We start from the raw sequence: 18,264 nt of genomic DNA, 5'->3' as shown, positions 1-18,264 counted from the left end.
CCCAAGAGATCATGCGGCGGTCGTGGCAGGGGGGCCGCGACCCTGCCCTGAAGCGGAAGGTCGCGCGTGATCACGTTCGACGCTGTCACCAAACGCTATCCAGACGGGACCGTCGCCGTCGACGGTCTCAGCCTGGAGGCTCCTACAGGCGAGATCACCGTGTTCGTCGGCCCGTCGGGCTGCGGCAAGACGACGTCTCTCCGGATGATCAACCGGATGATCGACGCAACGGAAGGACAGATCCTGCTCGACGGCGAGCCGGTGCGCAGCATCGACCCGCCCACCCTGCGCCGGGGCATCGGCTACGTCATCCAGCAGGCCGGGCTCTTCCCGCATCGCAAGATCGTGGACAACGTGGCCACCGTCCCGTTCCTGCTCGGCTGGAGCCGCAAGAAGGCCCGTGACCGGGCCATGGAGCTGCTGGAGCGCGTCGGCCTCGACGTGGGCCTGGCCGAGCGTTACCCGTTCCAGCTCTCCGGCGGCCAGCAGCAGCGCGTGGGCGTGGCCAGGGCGCTGGCCGCGGACCCGCCCGTGCTGCTGATGGACGAGCCGTTCAGCGCGGTGGACCCGGTCGTCCGCACCAGCCTGCAGGAGGAGTTGCTCCGGCTCCAGGCGGAGCTGAACAAGACCATCGTCTTCGTCACCCACGACATCGACGAGGCCATCAAGCTCGGCGACCGCGTCGCGGTCCTGCGCGTCGGCGGCACGCTCGCGCAACTGGCGGACCCGAAGACGCTGCTGTCGGAGCCGGCCGACGACTTCGTCCGCGAGTTCCTCGGCCGTGACCGGGGCATCCGCCGCCTGCAGTTCGTGTCCACCGCGGGCCTGCCGCTGCGCACGGACCTGACCGTCCCGGAGGGGTTCGAGGGCAGTACGGACGAACCGTGGCTGCTCGCCGTCACCCCGGACGACCGGCCGGTGGGCTGGATCGCCAAGGAGCGGCCCGGCGAGCTGGAGCGGTTCGGCTCGTTCCTGTACGGCCAGGACCCGCTGCGCTCGGCCCTCGACGCGGCGCTGCTGTCGCCGTCGGGCAACGCGGTGGCCGTGGACGAGACGGGCCAGGTCGCCGGCGTGCTCACCAGGAAGGCGCTGGACCAGGCGATGGCGGAGGCCGCCGATGGATGACGGCCCGCCCACACTCTGGGAGTGGTTCGCCCGCAACTGGGCCACCGGCCGGGTGGGCAGCATCAGCGACCTGCTCGGCGACCACCTGCTGATGTCGCTGGTGCCCATCGTGGCCGGGCTCGTCCTCGCGCTGCCGCTCGGGCTGGCCAGCGTGCGCTGGCGGTGGCTCTACCAGCCGACGTCGGGCCTGTTCAACGTGATCTACGCGCTGCCGTCGCTACCGGTGTTCATGCTGCTGATCTCGGTCACCGGGCTCTCCCCGATCACCGTGATCATCCCGCTGACCTTCTACGCCATGGCCGTGCTCATCCCGGCGGTGGTCGACGGGCTCGGCTCGGTGCCCGACCACGTCCGCCAGTCGGCGGTGGCGATGGGCTTCACGCCGCTGCGCCGCCTGCTCCAGGTGGAGCTGCCGATCGCCGCGCCCGTGGTGCTCGCCGGGCTGCGCGTGGTGGCGGTCTCCAGCATCAGCCTGGTGAGCGTGGGCGCGCTGATCGGCCAGGGCGGCCTCGGCATGCTCTTCACCAGGGCCTACCAGAACCCGTTCCTGCCGCCGGTCATCGTCGGGATCGTGCTGATCGTGGTGCTGGCGCTGGTCGTCGACGGGTTGCTGATCCTCTGCCAGCGGCTGCTCACGCCGTGGGTGCGGGCGAGGAGGGCGTCGTGAACTGGCTGAGCGACTTCTTCGGCGACCCCGCCCGGTGGTCCGGGCCCGACGGGATTCCCGTCCGGCTGCTGGAGCACCTGGAGTTCTCCGTCCTGGCCCTCGCGCTGGCCATGCTGATCGCGATCCCGCTCGGGCTGCTGATCGGCCACACCGGCCGGGGCGAGGTGCTCGTGGTCGTCTCGGCCAACCTGGCCAGGGCGCTGCCCACGCTCGGCATCCTCGTTCTGTTCGTGCTGCTGCTCGGCACCGCGTCCATCTGGCCGGTGATCATTCCGCTGGTGCTGCTGGCCGTGCCGCCGATCCTGGTCAACACCTTTGAGGGCATCAGGGGAGTAGACCCCGAGCTGCGTGACGCGGCGTACGGGATGGGGTTGCGCGGCGGGCAGGTGCTCGGGCGGGTGCTGGTGCCCGTGGCGCTGCCCCTGATCCTGCTCGGGCTCCGGCTCTCCGCCATCCAGGTGGTGGCGACCACGACCGTCGCCGCCTACACGGGGCTGGGCGGGCTGGGGCGCTTCATGATCGATGGATTCGCGACCCAGGATTACTCCAGCGTTGTCGGTGGTTCTGTGTTGATTGTGCTGTTCGCACTCGTGGTGCAGCTCGCCTTCATGCTCGCGCAGAGGGTGACCGTCTCCCCGGGGGTGAGCCAGCGGTTGAAGGTTCGTTGATGTGTCGTACCAAAGGAGTTTTCTTGTGAGACGTATGTTCAGCGCGGCGGCCATGCTGTTGTCCGCGACACTCGCGTTGTCCGCCTGCGGCGGTGGCGGCGGCAATCCGCTGCAGACCACGAGCGCGGTGCCCACGGGCTCGGCCACGGGGTCGGCCGCCGCCGGCGGCCCGGTCGTGATCGGCTCGTTCGACTTCGACGAGAGCGTGCTGCTCGGGTCGATCTACGCCCAGGCGCTGGAGGCCAAGGGCGTCCAGGTGGAGGAGAAGCCGCGGATCGGCAGCCGTGAGGTCGTCTACGACCAGGTCAAGAGCGGCGGGCTGACCCTGGTGCCCGAGTACAACGGCAATCTGCTGGCCTTCATCGACCCGGCCACCACGGCGGCGACCACCGAGGAGATCAACACCGCGCTGAAGGAGAAGCTCCCGGCCGAGCTGGAAGTGCTCGACGCCGCCGCGGCCGAGGACAAGGACACCCTGTCGGTCACCAAGGACACCCAGACCAAGCAGTCGCTCACCACCATGGAAGACCTGGCCAAGGTGTCGAAGGGCATGATCGTGGGCGGTCCGCCGGAGTTCAAGAAGCGCTGGGAGACGCGTTTCAAGGACGTCTACGGCATCGAGTTCAAGCAGTGGAAGCCCACCGGCCCCACCACGGCCGACGCCATCAAGGACGGCTCGATCCAGGTCGGCAACGTCTTCTCCACCGACCCCAAGATCACTGCCAACGACCTGGTGCCGCTTGAGGACACCAAGAACATCTTCCCCGCCCAGAACGTGACTCCGCTGCTCTACAAGGCCGGCGCCACCGACACCGTCAGGACCACCCTCAACGGCGTCTCCGCCAAGCTGACGACCGAGGGCCTGCTGGAGATGATGCAGAAGATCTCTGTCAACAAGGACGAGCCCGCGACGGTGGCCAAGGAATGGCTGACCGCCAACGGCCTCGGCTGACCCGTCCCGTTCCCAGGAGGCCTTCGCCGTGAGCGAGTTCACCGACGCCATGGCACAGCTCGCGGGGGGCGTGGCGGTCATCACCGTCCGCGACGGCCGCGACGACCTGGGCGTCACCGTCTCGGCGCTGGCCTCCGTCTCGCTGGAGCCGCCGCTGGTCCTGGTCAGCCTGGACAGCGGCGGCTACCTCAACGAGGTCCTGCTCCGGCGGGACCGCTGGGCGTGCTCCCTGCTGTCCTCCGGCCAGGCGGCCATGGCCAGCAGGTTCGCCGCCGCCGGCCGCCCCGGCGCCCGCCACCTGGTGGCGGGCACCCCGCACCACCGCGGCCCGCACTCGGACGCGCTGGTGGTGGAGGGCGGCGTCGCCGCCCTGGAGGCGGAGACCTCCCAGGTGGTGCCCGCCGGCGACCACACCCTCTTCATCGCGACCGTCCTCGCCGTCTCGTACGTGACCCCCACCCTCCAGCCCTTGGTACGCCTACGCGGCCGTTATCGCGCGGTGGGCGGCTAGCTCTCCATGCGGATGATGTCCGCCTCATCCACCTTTGTCCCACCAGGTGGCACGCTGTGGGATGGCCGGATATGATTTTCCCATGAGCGAGGCATGGCACGAGCCGCCCGAGATCAACCAGCGCGATTTGAAGAACCGGGCGAGCGAGATCATGGACGCCGTCGAGCGAGGCGAGTCCTTCACGCTGACACGCCACGGTCACAAGATCGCGACCGTCACCCCCATAAGCCGCCGCCGGACCTTCGTCCCGAAAGAACGGCTCATGGCGGTTTTCGCGAATGCTCCGGTCATTGACGACAAGGAGTTCGAGGACGACGTGCGGACCGCCTTCAACGACGAGGACTACGATCCCTGGGAGCGTGCCAAGAGGAGCGCCACGTGATCGGCGAGGAGGCCGGGCTTCTCGACACCAACATCTTGGTTCTCGCTGCGCGGTTGGATCCGGCGGAGTTGCCGGAGCGTCCCGCCATCTGCACGGTGACGCTGGCCGAGCTCGCGGTGGGGCCGCTGGTGGCTGACGACCCCCTCAAGCGGGCCAGCAGGCAGGACGTGCTCGCCCGCGTAGAGTCGGAGTTCGAGCCGATCCCGTTCGACGTCGCGGCGGCTCGCGCCTTCGGACGGGTTTACACGGCCGTCAAAGAGGCAGGCCGCAATCCCAGAAGCAACACCGCTGATCTGCTGATCGCCTCCGTGGCGGTGGCCAACCGGTTGCCGCTCTACACGGTCAATCCCGGCGACTTCAAGGGCTTGGAGGGCCTGCTCACAGTGGAGCCGGTCACCCACCCCGACCAACGCTGAGGGCGTTGCCGACGATATCGGCAACGCCCTGGTAATGGAGCCCATGCCGACCGGGGGAGTATGTCATGGCCGGGTGGCCGGCGTACCCGGTCAGCGGATCGTGTACCACGCCGGGAGGGTGAGGGGGCCCGTGGCCGGGAGGCCGAGTTCGGCTGAGAGGCGGGCCAGGGGGCCCCAGGCGTCGAGCCGGATCCGGGTGAGTGCGGCGGCCCGGTCGTCGCTGGAGTCCGGGCCGCGCAGCCGCTCCAGCGGGTTGAGGCGGGGGAAGGTGCGCACCGGGGCGTCGTCGGACAGGCGGGCACGCTTCCTGGCCAGGGCGATGGCGTCCTCCAGGCCGCCGAGCTCGTCCACCAGCCCACGGGCGTGGGCGTCGGCGCCGGTCCAGACGCGGCCCCGGGCCAGCTCGTGGGCCCGGTCGCGGGTGAGGTCGCGGCCTTGGGCCACCTTGCCGACGAAGTCGTCGTAGATGCGGTCCAGCCAGGCGTTGACCCGCTCCCACTGCTCCGGCGAGAAGGCGCGTGAGGTGGAGAACATGCCGGCGTTGGCGCCCTCGGCGACCAGCTCCGTGTTGACGCCGATCCGCTCCAGGAGCTGGGAGAGCACCGGCTTGCCGCCGAAGACGCCGATGGAGCCCGTCAGCGTGCCGGGCTGGGCGACGATCATGTCGGCGGCCATGGCGACGAAGTAGCCGCCGGAGGCGGCCAGGTCGCCCATGGAGACGATGACCGGCTTGACCTTGCGGGTGAGCACGACCTCCCGCCAGACGGTGTCGGAGGCGACATACGAACCGCCGGGGCTGTCCACCCGGAAGACGACGGCCTTGACGTGCTCGTCGCGGCGGGCGGCCCGCAGTGCGGCGCTGATCGTGTCGGAGCCCATCGCGCCGCCTCCGCCGAGCGGGCTGCGGCCGCTGCGCCCGGTGCGGATCTGGCCGATGCCGTGGATGAGGGCGATGCCGGCGGCGGTCGGCTGCGGCAGTTTGCGTGCGGCGGCGCCACGGGCGTAGCGGGAGACGTACAGCAGGTGGGTGTCGCCGCCGGTGGACTGCTTGACCTCGTCGTACACCTCGTCCCGGTAGGCCAGCCCGTCGACCAGCCCGGCCTCCAGCGCCTCGCGGCCGATGAACGGGCCCCGGTCGATGTGCTCGCGGACCTTGGCCGGGTCGAGCCGGCGGCCCTCGGCGATGCCCGCGACGAGGTGCTCGGTGACCGACTCCACGATGCGGGCCATGGACTCGCGGTGCGGCTCGGTCATGTGGTCCTGGGTGAAGGTGTTGGCGGCGGTCTTGTACTCGTGCCGCTGGCCCATCTCGTAGTCGACGCCCAGCTTGGTCAGCGCCCCCTTGACGAACCGCTGCTCCAGGGCCACGCCGGTCAGCCCGATGTCGCCGCTGGGCTGCAGGTAGACGCGTTCGAAGGCGCTGGCCAGGTAGTAGGGCACGGTGCCGCCGCCGAACTCGCCGAACGTCTCGCCGAAGGCGACCGTCAGCTTGCCCGAGGCGCGGAAGGCGACCACGGCCTGGCGGAGCTCCTGGACCATCGCCAGCCCGATCGGGTTGCCGCCGATCTTCACGATCAGCGCCTTGACCCGCGGGTCCTTGACGGCCCGCTTGAGCCCGGACAGCACGTCGGCCAGACGGGGCTTGCGCATGGACAGCACCGCGGCGAGCGGGTCGGAAGGCGGTCCTTCCGTCAGCCCCTCGGTGAGGTCGAGCTCGAGAACCAGGGGCGCGGTGCGCCGCTGACGGAGCTTGTCGATGCCTTCGAAGATCGCCTTGCCTGCGTCCATAGAGCCACCCTAAGCGGCAGTAGTCGGCCATGGGCGGCCAACTACTGCCGAAGCGGACACCGGCTCAGACGCGTGCTCCGGCGGTGGCGGCACCGACGTTGACCTGAACCGTGGTGACGCGCGGAGGGAAGAGGTTGTAGGTGATCGGGGTGCCGGTCGCCTGCATCCGCTGAAGGACCTGCGCCGGGCTGAGGGTGGGGTACGCCTGCTTCATCAGCGCGAAACTCCCGGCCACATGCGGCGTCGACATGGACGTGCCGCTCAGCGACCGGTAGGCGTCGTCCGGCACCGAGGAGGTGACGCGCACGCCCGGCGCGAGCAGGTCCAGCAGTCTGCCCCGGTTGGAGAACGTGACGACCTGGCCGTTGTCGTTCGTGGCGCCCACGGCGACCGCGCTGGAGATGCAGGCGGGGGAGGCGACGGCGTCCCGCCAGCCGGCGTTGCCCGCCGCGACGATCGGCGCGACCCCGGCGCCCAGCAGCGCGTCGAACTGGGGCTTCAGGGCGGCGGCCTGCGGGTCGGCGTCGCAGTGCTGCCGGTGCGGGCCGCCTCCGCCGAGGCTCATGTTGACCGCGGCCACGTTGTGCGTCCTGGCCACGCGGGCGACGTACTCCAGCGCGAGTTTCTGGTCGGAGGTGTAGCTCATGTAGCAGGGCGCCGCGCCACCGCAGGTCTGGATGTCGTCGAAGCGGCTGAAGACCTGGACGGGCAGGATGCCGGCGGCCGGGGCGACGCCGTTGGCGGGCGCCCCCGCCACCGCCCGGCCCGCCGCGATGCCCGCCACGTGCGTGCCGTGGGCGCACCGGTTGGCGCCGCCGACGAGGCACTGCGCGGTCTCGGCGTCGGCCGCGCCGGGGCCGGTCTGGCTGGACTGGCGGTTCGGGCAGAGCGACACGGCCCCGGAGCTCGGGTCGGAGGTGGAGAAGCAGGCCTCGTCCACGATCCGGCCGGCCATGAACGGATGGTCACGGTCGATCCCGGTGTCCAGGACGGCCACGGTGGTGCCGGTGCCGGTCCAGCCGGCCGCGTTGGCGACGTCCGACGAGATCGCCCTGGTGCTGGTGTCCAGGAAGGCCTGGCTGAGCGTGTCCGGGTACACCGACCTGACCCGGGGGTCCTTCCGCAGCCCGGCCAGTGTGGCGCTGTCGACCTCGGCGACGAAGAAGTGCGGGGAGCGGGTGGCCTCCAGCACGCTGGCCGTGGCGGAGATCTTCTCGACGTCGCCGGCGACGGTGCTGACGCTCTCGCCCGGGTTCAGCTCGACGATCGAGCGCACCTTCGGCCGGCTGCTGAGCTCGGCGATCAGGCCGGGACTGATGGTCGGGTCACCGACGTCGGGGACGTGGGCATGGGCATAGCCGGGCTGGGCTGCGGTGAGCACCGCCGTGGCCGTGGCGAGCGCCAGGACGCCTGCCGTGAGTGAGCGTGAACGCACCGATCCTCCGAGGTAGCACAGACGGACGGGGGAAGTCCTGGCGAAGATCCCCACGGGTGTTGTCGGTGATGCCTCGGTTGTCGAAGTGACGGAGGTTAGAGATGCGAATGTTGGCGGAGGTAGGCAACCGCCAAGGTGCTCTTTAGCGAGATTTAGTGATATTCGTGGCTGCCCGCTTGAGGGCCGCGCTCGTGGACTTACTGGTCAGCCGTACCTTTTCCGAGGATTTAAGGGTCTTGGTGCTGTTCACCCCGTGGGCCCAGTTGAGCCAGCCGGTGAGCAGGGCGCTGTCCAGCTGCCGCTTGGCGGCCTTGGCGCCCTTCAGCACCCGGTAGGCCTTGCCCAGCGACGAGGCCTTGGTCAGCTCGGGGAAGACCTTGCTGGCCTTGTGCGCCAGCTGCAGATAGCAGGTGAGCGTCGGGTCGGACATCTTGCCGCTGTTCCGGTGGATCTCCACGGCCCACTGCTTGGCCGTCATCCGCTTGGTGGCCGTGCCACGCGTGCAGACGGCCGGGGCCTTCGCGGTGGTGGTCGGCGTCGGCGTCACCGTGACGGTCACCGTGACCGTGACGGTCGGCAGCGGGATCGGCGTCGGGTCCGGCTCGTCGTCCACCGGAGGCTCGGGCGTGGGCCCGCTGCCCGTCGGGTCCGGCTCCGGGTCGGTGCCGGGATCCGGGTCGGGGTTCGGGTCGTCAGGGCCGGGGCCGGGAGCGGACGGCGGGTTCTGGCTGATCTCCGGCTGCGGGGCCGTGCCGTTCAGCGCGGCGGCCACGTCCAGGCGTGGCGTGCGGACCTCCGCGCCGTCCACCTGATAGACGTACGGCCTGCCGGTGGTCTTCAGCTTGTCGATCAGCTCGGGCATCGGTGTCTGCGGCGACTGGACCTTCAGCAGCGCCAGTGCGCCCGCCACATGCGGGGCGGCCATCGAGGTGCCGCTGTGCACGGCCATCTGGTCGTCCGGCACCGACGACTCGATGTCCACACCGGGCGCGAACAGGTCGACCAGCGCGCCCCGGTTGGAGAAGTCGGCGATGGCGTCGCCGTCGTCGTTGGCGCCCACCGCCACCGCCGAGGAGATGCACGCGGGGAAGGAGGCCCCCTCGAAGAACTCGTTGCCCGCGGCCACCACGGTCGCCGTGCCCTTGGCGAGCAGGGCGTCGATCGACGGCTTGAAGGCCCGCGCCTCCTCGCTGTCGTCACAGGAGACGTCGGACGGCATGCCGCCCAGGCTCAGGTTCACCGCCGCGATCGGCTCGCTCATCGCGGCCACGTGCTCCATGGCCAGCCGCAGCGACGACTCGAAAGCCAGCAGGCAGGACGGCTCGCCGCAGATCTCCTCGTCGTTGACCCGGCTGAAGACCTGGATCGCGATGATCCCCGCGCCGGGCGCCACGCCGCCGCTGCCGGCCGCGATGCCGGCGACGTGCGAACCGTGCTCGCACAGGTTCACGCCGCCGGCCTGGCACTTGGCGGTGGCGGCGTCGGCCGAGCCGGGCCCGGTCTCACTGATCTGCCCGTTCGGGCAGAGCGACTCGGCGCCCAGGTCCGAGTCCGTCGCGGAGAAGCAGGCCTCGGCGACGATCCGGTTCGCGAAGAACGGATGATCGCGGTCGATGCCGGTGTCCAGGATGGCGATGTTCTGGCCGCTGCCGGTGTGGCCCGCGGCGTGCGCCTGGTCGGCGCCGATCAGCTTGAGGCTGGAGGCCAGCGACGGCGGATAGGCGCGATCCCGGTGGATGGAGGTCACCCGGGAGTCCTCGGCGAGCGCGGCCAGCTCCTCGGCCGTGCCCTCGACGACCATGAACGGCTGGCTCGCCGGCTGGAGGAGGACCTCCACGCTGTCGGCCGCCGCCCGGCCGGCCACCGGCGCGTGCTGCGCCGGGTCGGTCAGCTCGACGATGGCGCGCACGGTGCCGCCGTCGACGGCTAAGCCCTCCTCCACCTTCTCCTCAGCGCTCTGGGCGACACTGGGGGTGGGCGTCGGCGTCGGATCATCGGCGAAGGCGGGCACCGCGGGCAGCAGAGCCAGCACCATCGAGCACACGATCAGGGGGCGAAGTCGCACCGGCGTCCTCCGAGACGGGATGATCTCGGAGTTTACGGTGATTTGTCAGGACCGCACAGCCCCTGCAAACCCTTTCTCATCAGACTTTCAGGTCGTACCGCCGCTCGGCGCCGGCCTCGACAACCACACCGCCCCCAGCGGCGGCACCCGCAGGGTCGTGGAGTACGGCAGGCCGTGGCAGGGCTCCTCGACGGCATCCACCGAGCCCAGGTTGCCCACCCCGCTGCCCCAGTACTCGTAGGCGTCGGTGTTGACCGCCTCCGTCCACTGCCCGCCGTACGGCAGGCCGAGCCGGTAGCTCTCGTGCGGCCCGCCACTGAAGTTGACCACGCACGCCACCGCGGACCCGTCGTCCGCGTAGCGCAGGAACGACAGCGTGTTGCCCGGCGCGTCGTCGGCGTCGATCCACCGGAACCCCTCCGGCTGGGTGTCCTGCTCCCACATCGCGGGCGTCTCACGGTAGAACCGGTTGAGGTCGCGCACCAGCCGCTGCACGCCCTGATGCCCGTCGAACTCCAGCACCCACCAGTCGAGCCCGCGCTCCTCCGACCACTCCGAGCCCTGGCCGAACTCCCCGCCCATGAACAGCAGCTGCTTGCCCGGATGCGCCCACATGAAGGCCAGCAGGGCCCGCAACTGGGCGAAGCGCTGCCACTCGTCGCCCGGCATCTTGCCCATCAGCGAGCCCTTGCCGTGCACCACCTCGTCATGCGACAGCGGCAGCACGTAGTTCTCGGAGTAGGCGTAGATGAGGGAGAAGGTCATCTGGTGGTGGTGATACTGCCGGAAGATCGGCTCGTGCCGCAGATACTCCAGCGTGTCGTGCATCCAGCCCATGTTCCACTTGAAGCCGAACCCGAGCCCGCCCAGGTGCACCGGCCGCGACACACCCGGCCAGGCCGTCGACTCCTCGGCCACGGTGATGATGCCGGGCGCCTCCCGGTAGCAGACCGCGTTCATCTCCTTGAGGAACTCGACCGCGTCGAGGTTCTCCCGGCCGCCGTAGACGTTCGGCGTCCACTCGCCCTCGCGCCGGGAGTAGTCCAGGTAGAGCATCGAGGCCACGGCGTCCACCCGCAGGCCGTCGATGTGGAACTCCTTCAGCCAGTAGACGGCGTTGGCCACCAGGAAGTTACGCACCTCCCTGCGGCCGAAGTCGAAGACGTACGTCCCCCAGTCGGGGTGCTCGCCCCGCCCCGGATCGGCGTGCTCGTACAGCGGGGTCCCGTCGAAGCGGGCCAGCGCCCAGTCGTCCATCGGGAAGTGCGCCGGCACCCAGTCGAGGAGCACCCCGATGCCCCGCCGGTGCATCTCGTCCACGAACCGGCGGAAATCGTCCGGCGTGCCGAACCTGGCCGTCGGCGCGTAGTAGGAGGTCACCTGGTAACCCCATGACCCGCCGAACGGGTGCTCGGCCACCGGCATCAGCTGCACATGCGTGAACCCCAGGTCCGCGACGTACTCCGAGAGCTGGTCCGCCAGCTCCAGGTAGGACAGGCCGGGCCGCCACGAGCCCAGGTGCACCTCGTAGATGCTGGTGGGGCTGCGCTGCGCCTGCCTGTCGCCGCGCTCGGCCATCCACTCCGCGTCCTGCCAGACGTAATGGGACTGCTCCACCACCGACGCCGTCTGCGGCGGCACCTCGGTCCGCCTGGCCATCGGGTCGGCCTTGTCCCGCCACACGCCGTCGGCGCCCAGCACCTGGTACTTGTACCGCTCACCCGCCCCGATGCCCGGGACGAACAACTCCCAGACCCCCGAACGACCCAGCGAGCGCATCGGGTAGGCGGTGCCGTCCCAGTGGTTGAAGTCGCCGACGACCCTGATGCCACGGGCGTTCGGCGCCCAGACGGCGAACGCCGTGCCGGCCGCGTCCTGGTGCTCCATCACCCGCGCGCCGAGCACCTCCCACAGCCGCTCGTGCCGGCCCTCGCCGATCAGGTGCAGGTCCACCTCGCCCAGCGTGGGCCAGTGGCGGTAGGGGTCGCTCGTCTCATGCGGCTCACCCCCGGCGTACTGAACGCTCAGGGTGTAGCCGGGGACCTTGTCCAGTCCCGGCACAGTGGTCTCGAACACCCCATGCGCCTGGTGTCTCATGTCATGCGTGGTGCCGTCCTCCAGCACCACTTGGACACGTTCGGCGAGCGGGCGCAGCGCGCGGAAAGTGACCCCGCCCGCGACGGGGTGCGCTCCCAGCACGGAGTGCGGATCATGATGCGCCCCGCCCGCGAGGCGGTCGAGCTCTGTCCTCATCGGCATGTTCCTTACCCTGCCCTACGGCGACCGTCCAACCCAGCCACTGCCCGCATTCACCGCGACAATCACCGAAAGTGCTGAATCTTGGGTTTATCCGGCCCGTAAACACCACTTCGATCAGTTGACCTCAAGTTTGCTTGAGCTCCTAGCCTTCCATGCATGAACATGAAACGTGCGGGCAAGCGGGAGTGGATCGGCCTGGCCGTCCTCATCCTGCCGACCTTGCTGCTGTCCATAGACGTGACCGTGCTGCACCTGGCGGTGCCCGCGCTGAGCGCGGACCTCCGGCCGACCGGGGCGCAGCTGTTGTGGATCAACGATATCTACGGGTTCCTCATCGCCGGCTTTCTGATCACGATGGGCACGGTGGGCGATCGGATCGGCCGCAGGCGCCTGCTGCTGATCGGCGCGGCCGCGTTCGCCGTCGCCTCGGCGCTGGCCGCCTTCGCGCCCAGCGCCGAGGTGCTGATCGCGGCACGGGCACTGCTGGGCGTGGCCGGGGCCACCTTGATGCCGTCGACGCTGTCCTTGATCCGCAACATGTTCCACGACCCCGCCCAGCGCACCACCGCGATCAGCGTGTGGATGGTCGGCTTCACCGGCGGCATGGTGATCGGGCCGCTGGTGGGCGGCCTGCTGCTGGAGCACTTCTGGTGGGGGTCGGTGTTCCTGCTCGGCGTGCCGGTGATGGTCGTGCTGCTGGTCGCCGGGCCGTTGCTGCTGCCCGAATACCGGGCGCCCGCCGTCGACCGCCTCGACCTGGCCAGCGTCGGCCTGTCGATCGTGGCCGCCCTCGCGGTCATCTACGGTCTCAAGGAGCTCGCCGCCGAAGGCCCCGGCGTGGCCGCGCTCGCCGCGCTGCTCTCCGGCCTCGTCCTCGCCCTGGTGTTCGTACGGCGACAGCGGACGATCCCCGGCCCTCTTCTCGACCTGAAGCTCTTCGCCGAGCGGCGCTTCAGCGGATCACTGGGCACGCTCATGCTGGTCATCCTGACCGGGCCGGGCATCGGTCTGCTGGCCGCGCAGTACATGCAGCTCGTGCTCGGCCTGTCACCGCTGGAGGCAGGGCTGTGGAGCCTGCCGCCGACCCTGGCGGTCATCGCCGGGTTCGTCTTCGCGCCGATGCTGGCCCGGCGGCTCCGGCCCGGCCTGGTCGCGGCCACCGGCCTGGTGCTCTCGGCCGCCGGCATCCTGCTGCTCACCGCCCTCTCCGCCGCCGGGCCGGAAGCCGGGCTCTGGCTGCTGGTCGCCGGGCAGTTCGTGTTCTTCCTGGGGGCGGCTCCGATGCTGGTCCTGGGCACCGACATGGTGATCGGCTCCGCGCCGCCCGAACGGTCGGGCTCGGCGGCGGCCCTGTCGGAGACGGTCCAGGAGTTCGGCGGCGCGGTCGGGCTGGCCGTCTTCGGCAGCATCGCCGCCGCCGTCTACCGCAGCGTGCTCGACGTACCGGAAGGCGTTCCCGCGCAGGCGGCGGAGGTCGCCACGGACACCCTCGGCGGTGCGGTGGCGGTGGCCGGCGGCCGGCCGGCCGAGGTGGCGGACGCGCTGCTCGCCGCCGCCCGCGCGGCCTTCACCGACGGCCTGGCCGTCACCGCGGCGGTGAGCGCCGTGGTGCTGATGGCGGCGGCGGCCCTCGCCGTGACCACCCTCCGCCACGTCCCCCCATCCGCGCTCCAGCCGTCCGAAGAGCCCTTGGTCCGGGAACCGGCGCACTCGGCTGAGTGACGCGCCCTACCCGCACCTCCAGCCTTCCGGGCAGCCCTCGGTCCGATTCAGAAGGTTTCGTTGGGTTGGGCGGCGGCCGTCAGCGCGGCGGTGAGCGCCTCGTCGCCGAGGGCCTGGCGTACAGCCTCGGTGATGCGGTCGACGTCGCCGCGTTCGGCGGGAGGCAGGGGCGCTCCCACCGACTCCCTGAGCGCGGCGGCCCCGCCCAGCAGTCGCGCCGCCTCCTCGTGCCGTCCCTCCAGCGCCCGAGCCCCCGCGAGCCCCTCGAACGCCAGCGCCACCGCGCGCGGGTCACCGACCTTGCGGGCAGCCGCCAGGCTCTGCTGGTGGAGGCCGAGCGCGCCCGCCGCGTCGCCGCGCCGCTCGGCGACGAAACCCAGCTCCGCCAGGATCAGCGCCGCCCCCGGATCGCCCGACACCTCGCGCACCCACCCCAGCTGGGAGCGCAGCCGGCGCTCCGCCTCATCCAGCCGCCCCTGCCTCCTGGCCACCAGCGCCAGCCCCACCTCGGCGAACTCCTCGGCCGGCCGGTTCGACTGCGACACGGCCAGCACCCTGGCCCGCTCGTGGTAGTCCTCCGCCAGCGCGTGGTCGCCGGTCAGCAGGGCGATCCGGCCCAGCCGGGACAGCGCGTCCGACACCGCGCTCCACAGCCCCAGCTCCTCGGCCCTGCGCAGTCCCTCGCGTCGCAACTCGGCGGCGCGCTCGTAGTCGCCGGTGATCTCGGCGTGCGTGCTGAGGTTCTCCACGGCCCGCATCTCACCCCACCGGTCGCCCGCCTCGCGGAACAGCACCAGCCCCCGCTCGCCGTCCTCCCGCAGCGCCGCCACGTCGCCGCGCATCGCCGCCCATCTGGCCCGTACGTTCAGCGCCGCGGCGGTGCCCCAGGTGTCGCCCAGCGCCTGGAACTCACCCAGCGCCTGGTCGATGAGCCGCACACTCGCCGACAGGTCGTCGAACCCGAACAACGTGAACCCCGCGAACCACCGCGCCCTGGCCCGCGCAAGCGGATCCTCGACAGCCTCGAACAACCCGGTATCGAACCACCGCAACTCACCCTGACCCGATGTCCTGTCCTCGGTGACGGGCTGCGTCGTGCCGGGTTGCCGGGGGTCTCCGGCGAGGAGGGACAGGCCGGTCAGCCAGATCCGGGCCTGGGCGTCGCCGGAGATGGCCACCACCGACTCCAGCGCCCGACGGCCCTCGCCCAGCCTGCCGCGCAGCACCCAGTACCAGGCGGTCGCGTTCACCAGCCGGACGGCCTCTTCCGCCGCGCCGAGACGTACCGAAGCCTCGATCGCGGCGCGGATGTTGTCACTCTCGGCGTCGAGGACGGCGAGCAGGCGGCGCTGCTCGCGCCCGCGCAGGTGCGGCTCGGCGCGCTCGGCCAGGTCGGCGTAGTGGCGGGTATGCCGGAGCAGCACCACGTCCAGCTCCCCGGCCTCGGCCGAACGCTCCCGGCAGTAAGCGGCCACCGACTCCAGCAGCCGATAACGCCGCCCACCCACCTCCGACGGGCGGTGGACGGAGTGCGTTGATCGGGCCACCTCCGACGGGCCGTCGAGCGGCTGTGCCGGCTCGGCCACCACCAGGGATCGGTCCACCAGGCGCGTCAGCACGTCCACGACGTCCAGGTCCGAGTCCGCGCAGACGGCCTCGGCCGCCTCCAGGGTCCACCCGCCCGTGTGCACGGCCAGGCGGCGCAGCACCAGGCGTTCGGCGTCGGTGAGCAGCTCCCAGCTCCAGGCGATCATCGCGCGCAACGTCTGCTGCCTGGCGGGCGCGCCTCGCCGGCCCGAGGCGAGCACCCGGAACCGATCGTCGAGCCGGTCGGCCAGCTGGCGCGGGGTCAGCGCCCGCATCCGGGTGGCGGCCAGCTCCAGCGCGAGCGGGATCCCGTCCAGCCGCTCGCAGATCTCCGCCACCGCGGCGTCGTCGTCCAGCCGGACGCCCGCCCGCGCGCGGAACAGCTCGGCGGCGGCCTCACGCGTCAGCGGCGGCACGCTCCACACCGTCTCGCCCGCGACCCGCAGCGGCTCCTGACTCGTCGCCAGCACCCGCAGCCCCGGCGCCGCCCGCAGCAACGCCCCCGCCAGCTCGGCGACCTCGTCCACCACGTGCTCGCAGTTGTCCAGCACCAGCAGCGTCCGCCCGCCCCGCAACGCCGTGGCCAGCCGGTCGGTCAAGGAGCCGGGCATGTCGTCCCGCACCCCCAGGACCTTCGCCACCGCGTCCGCCACACCCCCTCGCCCCTGTACGGGCACCGCCCCCAACTCCACCAGCCACACCCCGCCCCCGAACCCCATGCCAGCGGTCTCTCGGGCAGGGTGCTGGGCCGGGGGTGAGAGGGGATCTGCCACCCCCACGTGCCCGGTGGGGGTGGGTTCGGGGTGGTTGGCGACTTCCAGGGCCAGGCGGGTCTTGCCGACGCCGCCGGGGCCGGTGAGGGTGATCAGCCTGGTGGTGGTGGTCAGGAGGGAGCGGACCTCTGCCACCGCTTCCCGTCTGCCGACCAGGGCGGTGAGTGTCGCGGGGAGGTTGGTGCGAGGGCCGGTGGGCAGGGTGGGAAGCTCGGTGCGGGGGAGGGCAGGGGTGTGGAGGTCGGGCGATTGGCGCAGGATCGCCTGGTGTACCGCTGCCAGCTCCGGACCGGGATCGATGCCCAGGTCGTCGGCCAGTCGGGCGCGTAGGGCGGCGTAACGGGTGAGGGCCTCGCTTTGACGGCCGGCGCGGTAGAGGGAGCGCAGGTGTACGGCGTGCAGGCGTTCGCGCAGCGGGTGCCGTCGCACCAGGTCGGTCAGCTCCGCCGCCAGCAGGTCGTGCTCGCCGAGGCCGAGGCGGGTCTCGGCGAGAGACTCCATCGCCACCAGCCGCTGCTCGTCCAGCCTGGCGATGGCGGTCCTGGTGAACTCCTCGTCGGCGAACTCGCCGTACGCCTCTCCTCGCCACAGCTCCAGGGCCCGGGTCAGCAGCGCACGTCGTACGGTGAGGTCGGTCGTGTGCCCGGCGCGGCCGAGCAGGGCCTGGAACAGGCCCGCGTCCACCTCCTCGGCGGCCACCCGGAGCAGGTAGCCCGGCGGCTGGAAGGTCACCACGTCGCGGTCGGCCAGCGCCTTGCGCAGCTGGGAGGCCTTGACGCGGAGTGCGGCGGGCGCGTTGCCGGGCGGACGGTCGCCCCACAGGTCCTCGATCAGCCGGTCGGTGGACACGGGCACGCCCCGGTGCACGAGCAGGTCGGCCAGGAGCGCGCGGACCTTGACCTCGGGCACCTGGACCGGCTCCCCGGCCGCCGTCCACACGGCCAGGGGCCCCAGCACCCCGAACCTCATCCGCCCCCCCATAACCATCTCCGAACCGCACCATAACCGTCGTTCCGCATCGTGGTGTCAGTCCAACACCTCGTAGAAGGAAATGCGGAAATGTCGAACTCTATTTCGATCCTGGGCCTCGGTCTCATGGGGCAGGCGCTGGCCGGCTCCCTCCTGGACGCGGGCCACCAGGTCACCGTGTGGAACCGCTCGGCGGGCAAGGGCGACGACCTGGTCGCCAGGGGCGCGACACGGGCGGCGACGGTGGCCGAGGCGGTGGCGGCGAGCCCGCTGGTGATCGTGTGCGTGCTGGACTACGTGGCGGTGCACGCGTTGCTGACGGACGTCCCGCTGGACGGCCGCGTCCTGGTGAACCTCACCAACGGCCGCCCCTCGGAAGCCCGTGAGACGGCTCGGCTGGTGGCCGGGCGGGGTGGCGACTACCTGGACGGCGGCGTCATGGCCGTCCCCCAGATGATCGGCAACCCCGGCGCGCTGATCCTCTACAGCGGCTCGCAGGCCGCCTTCGACGGGCATCGGGACACGCTGGGGATCATGGCCGAGCCGCGCTTCGTGGGCGCCGACCCGGGCCTGGCCCCGCTGCTGGACCTGGCCATGCTGACCGGCATGTACGGCCAGTTCGCCGGAGTCCTGGAGGCCGTGGCGCTGGTGGCCTCGGAGAAGGTGCCGGTGGTCGAGTTCACCAGCACGCTGCTGGTTCCGTGGCTGAACGCGATGGCGAGCACCATGCCTCAGTTGGCCGAGCAGATCGAGGCGGGCGACTACAGCACCGACGTGTCGAACCTGGAGATCAACCGGGTCGGCGCGGCCGGCCTGGTGCGTGCCTTCGAGGAGCAGGGCGTCAAGCCCGACCTGCTCCTGCCCCTGAAGGCGATCATCGACCAGCGCGTCGCACGCGGCCACGGCGCCGAAGGGCTGCAGGGGCTGATCGAGGAACTGCGCTGA

At 71.2% G+C, this 18,264-nt stretch carries 14 protein-coding genes; 9 read left to right on the top strand and 5 right to left on the bottom strand.

Annotated elements, in window-relative coordinates; genetic code table 11:
* Positions 1-66 precede the first annotated feature (66 nt).
* The 7 genes from ACIBQX_RS16705 (at position 67) to ACIBQX_RS16675 (ending at position 4,721) form a co-directional block, all read left to right on the top strand.
* Complete coding sequence (locus ACIBQX_RS16705) at positions 67-1,125, top strand: ABC transporter ATP-binding protein (RefSeq protein ID WP_397005199.1); 1,059 nt, start codon at positions 67-69, stop codon at positions 1,123-1,125.
* Positions 1,118-1,792: an ABC transporter permease gene (locus ACIBQX_RS16700; RefSeq protein ID WP_397005197.1), complete on the top strand. Its 675-nt coding sequence runs from the start codon at positions 1,118-1,120 to the stop codon at positions 1,790-1,792. Before ACIBQX_RS16705 ends, ACIBQX_RS16700 begins: the two co-directional genes overlap by 8 nt.
* Entirely contained in the window at positions 1,789-2,460 is a 672-nt protein-coding gene (locus tag ACIBQX_RS16695) for an ABC transporter permease (protein ID WP_397005195.1), read from the top strand. Before ACIBQX_RS16700 ends, ACIBQX_RS16695 begins: the two co-directional genes overlap by 4 nt.
* Positions 2,461-2,494: 34 nt before the next feature.
* On the top strand, positions 2,495-3,412 hold the full coding sequence (locus ACIBQX_RS16690) for an ABC transporter substrate-binding protein (protein WP_397005449.1): 918 nt from the start codon (positions 2,495-2,497) through the stop codon (positions 3,410-3,412).
* Between the two features lie 28 nt (positions 3,413-3,440).
* The gene (locus ACIBQX_RS16685; RefSeq protein ID WP_397005193.1) at positions 3,441-3,923 is read left to right on the top strand and encodes a flavin reductase family protein; all 483 of its coding nucleotides are present in this window, start codon (positions 3,441-3,443) and stop codon (positions 3,921-3,923) included.
* A gap of 82 nt (positions 3,924-4,005) precedes the next feature.
* Positions 4,006-4,305, top strand: coding sequence for a type II toxin-antitoxin system Phd/YefM family antitoxin (locus tag ACIBQX_RS16680; RefSeq protein WP_397005191.1), 300 nt, complete (start codon positions 4,006-4,008; stop codon positions 4,303-4,305).
* Complete coding sequence (locus ACIBQX_RS16675; RefSeq protein ID WP_397005189.1) at positions 4,302-4,721, top strand: type II toxin-antitoxin system VapC family toxin; 420 nt, start codon at positions 4,302-4,304, stop codon at positions 4,719-4,721. The genes ACIBQX_RS16680 and ACIBQX_RS16675 overlap by 4 nt, the downstream gene beginning before the upstream one ends.
* Positions 4,722-4,811: 90 nt before the next feature.
* Here ACIBQX_RS16675 and sppA read toward each other — a convergent pair whose 3' ends face one another.
* From sppA to glgB, 4 genes are all read right to left on the bottom strand, one after another.
* Complete coding sequence (gene sppA, locus ACIBQX_RS16670; RefSeq protein WP_397005187.1) at positions 4,812-6,509, bottom strand: signal peptide peptidase SppA; 1,698 nt, start codon at positions 6,507-6,509, stop codon at positions 4,812-4,814.
* Positions 6,510-6,573: 64 nt separating this feature from the next.
* Entirely contained in the window at positions 6,574-7,944 is a 1,371-nt protein-coding gene (locus tag ACIBQX_RS16665; RefSeq protein ID WP_397005185.1) for a S8 family peptidase, read from the bottom strand.
* 142 nt (positions 7,945-8,086) lie between these two features.
* Positions 8,087-10,009, bottom strand: coding sequence for a S8 family peptidase (locus ACIBQX_RS16660; RefSeq protein WP_397005183.1), 1,923 nt, complete (start codon positions 10,007-10,009; stop codon positions 8,087-8,089).
* Positions 10,010-10,096: 87 nt separating this feature from the next.
* The gene (gene glgB / locus ACIBQX_RS16655; protein ID WP_397005181.1) at positions 10,097-12,262 is read right to left on the bottom strand and encodes a 1,4-alpha-glucan branching protein GlgB; all 2,166 of its coding nucleotides are present in this window, start codon (positions 12,260-12,262) and stop codon (positions 10,097-10,099) included.
* Positions 12,263-12,424: 162 nt separating this feature from the next.
* Between glgB and ACIBQX_RS16650 the strand changes: the two genes are divergently transcribed.
* Positions 12,425-13,990, top strand: coding sequence for an MFS transporter (locus ACIBQX_RS16650; protein WP_397005179.1), 1,566 nt, complete (start codon positions 12,425-12,427; stop codon positions 13,988-13,990).
* A 47-nt stretch (positions 13,991-14,037) separates the two neighbouring features.
* On the opposite strand, the gene ACIBQX_RS16645 is transcribed toward ACIBQX_RS16650, so the two are convergent.
* Positions 14,038-17,319: a BTAD domain-containing putative transcriptional regulator gene (locus ACIBQX_RS16645; protein ID WP_397005177.1), complete on the bottom strand. Its 3,282-nt coding sequence runs from the start codon at positions 17,317-17,319 to the stop codon at positions 14,038-14,040.
* Between the two features lie 90 nt (positions 17,320-17,409).
* On the opposite strand from ACIBQX_RS16645, the gene ACIBQX_RS16640 reads away from it, so the two are divergent.
* Complete coding sequence (locus tag ACIBQX_RS16640; RefSeq protein ID WP_397005175.1) at positions 17,410-18,264, top strand: NAD(P)-dependent oxidoreductase; 855 nt, start codon at positions 17,410-17,412, stop codon at positions 18,262-18,264.

The organism is Nonomuraea sp. NPDC049714, assembly GCF_044465295.1.
Taxonomy (GTDB): Bacteria; Actinomycetota; Actinomycetes; order Streptosporangiales; family Streptosporangiaceae; genus Nonomuraea.
This window is presented reverse-complemented; position numbering and strand designations above follow the sequence as displayed.

Excerpts from the sequence above, each read along its gene's own strand:
- ACIBQX_RS16700 (WP_397005197.1), top strand. The coding sequence starts at position 1,118 with ATGGATGACGGCCCGCCCACACTCTGGGAGTGGTTCGCCCGCAACTGG.
- ACIBQX_RS16690 (WP_397005449.1), top strand. The coding sequence starts at position 2,495 with ATGTTCAGCGCGGCGGCCATGCTGTTGTCCGCGACACTCGCGTTGTCC.
- ACIBQX_RS16680 (WP_397005191.1), top strand. The coding sequence starts at position 4,006 with ATGAGCGAGGCATGGCACGAGCCGCCCGAGATCAACCAGCGCGATTTG.
- sppA (WP_397005187.1), bottom strand. The coding sequence starts at position 6,509 with ATGGACGCAGGCAAGGCGATCTTCGAAGGCATCGACAAGCTCCGTCAG.
- glgB (WP_397005181.1), bottom strand. The coding sequence starts at position 12,262 with ATGAGGACAGAGCTCGACCGCCTCGCGGGCGGGGCGCATCATGATCCG.
- ACIBQX_RS16650 (WP_397005179.1), top strand. The coding sequence starts at position 12,425 with ATGAACATGAAACGTGCGGGCAAGCGGGAGTGGATCGGCCTGGCCGTC.
- ACIBQX_RS16645 (WP_397005177.1), bottom strand. The coding sequence starts at position 17,319 with ATGAGGTTCGGGGTGCTGGGGCCCCTGGCCGTGTGGACGGCGGCCGGG.
- ACIBQX_RS16640 (WP_397005175.1), top strand. The coding sequence starts at position 17,410 with ATGTCGAACTCTATTTCGATCCTGGGCCTCGGTCTCATGGGGCAGGCG.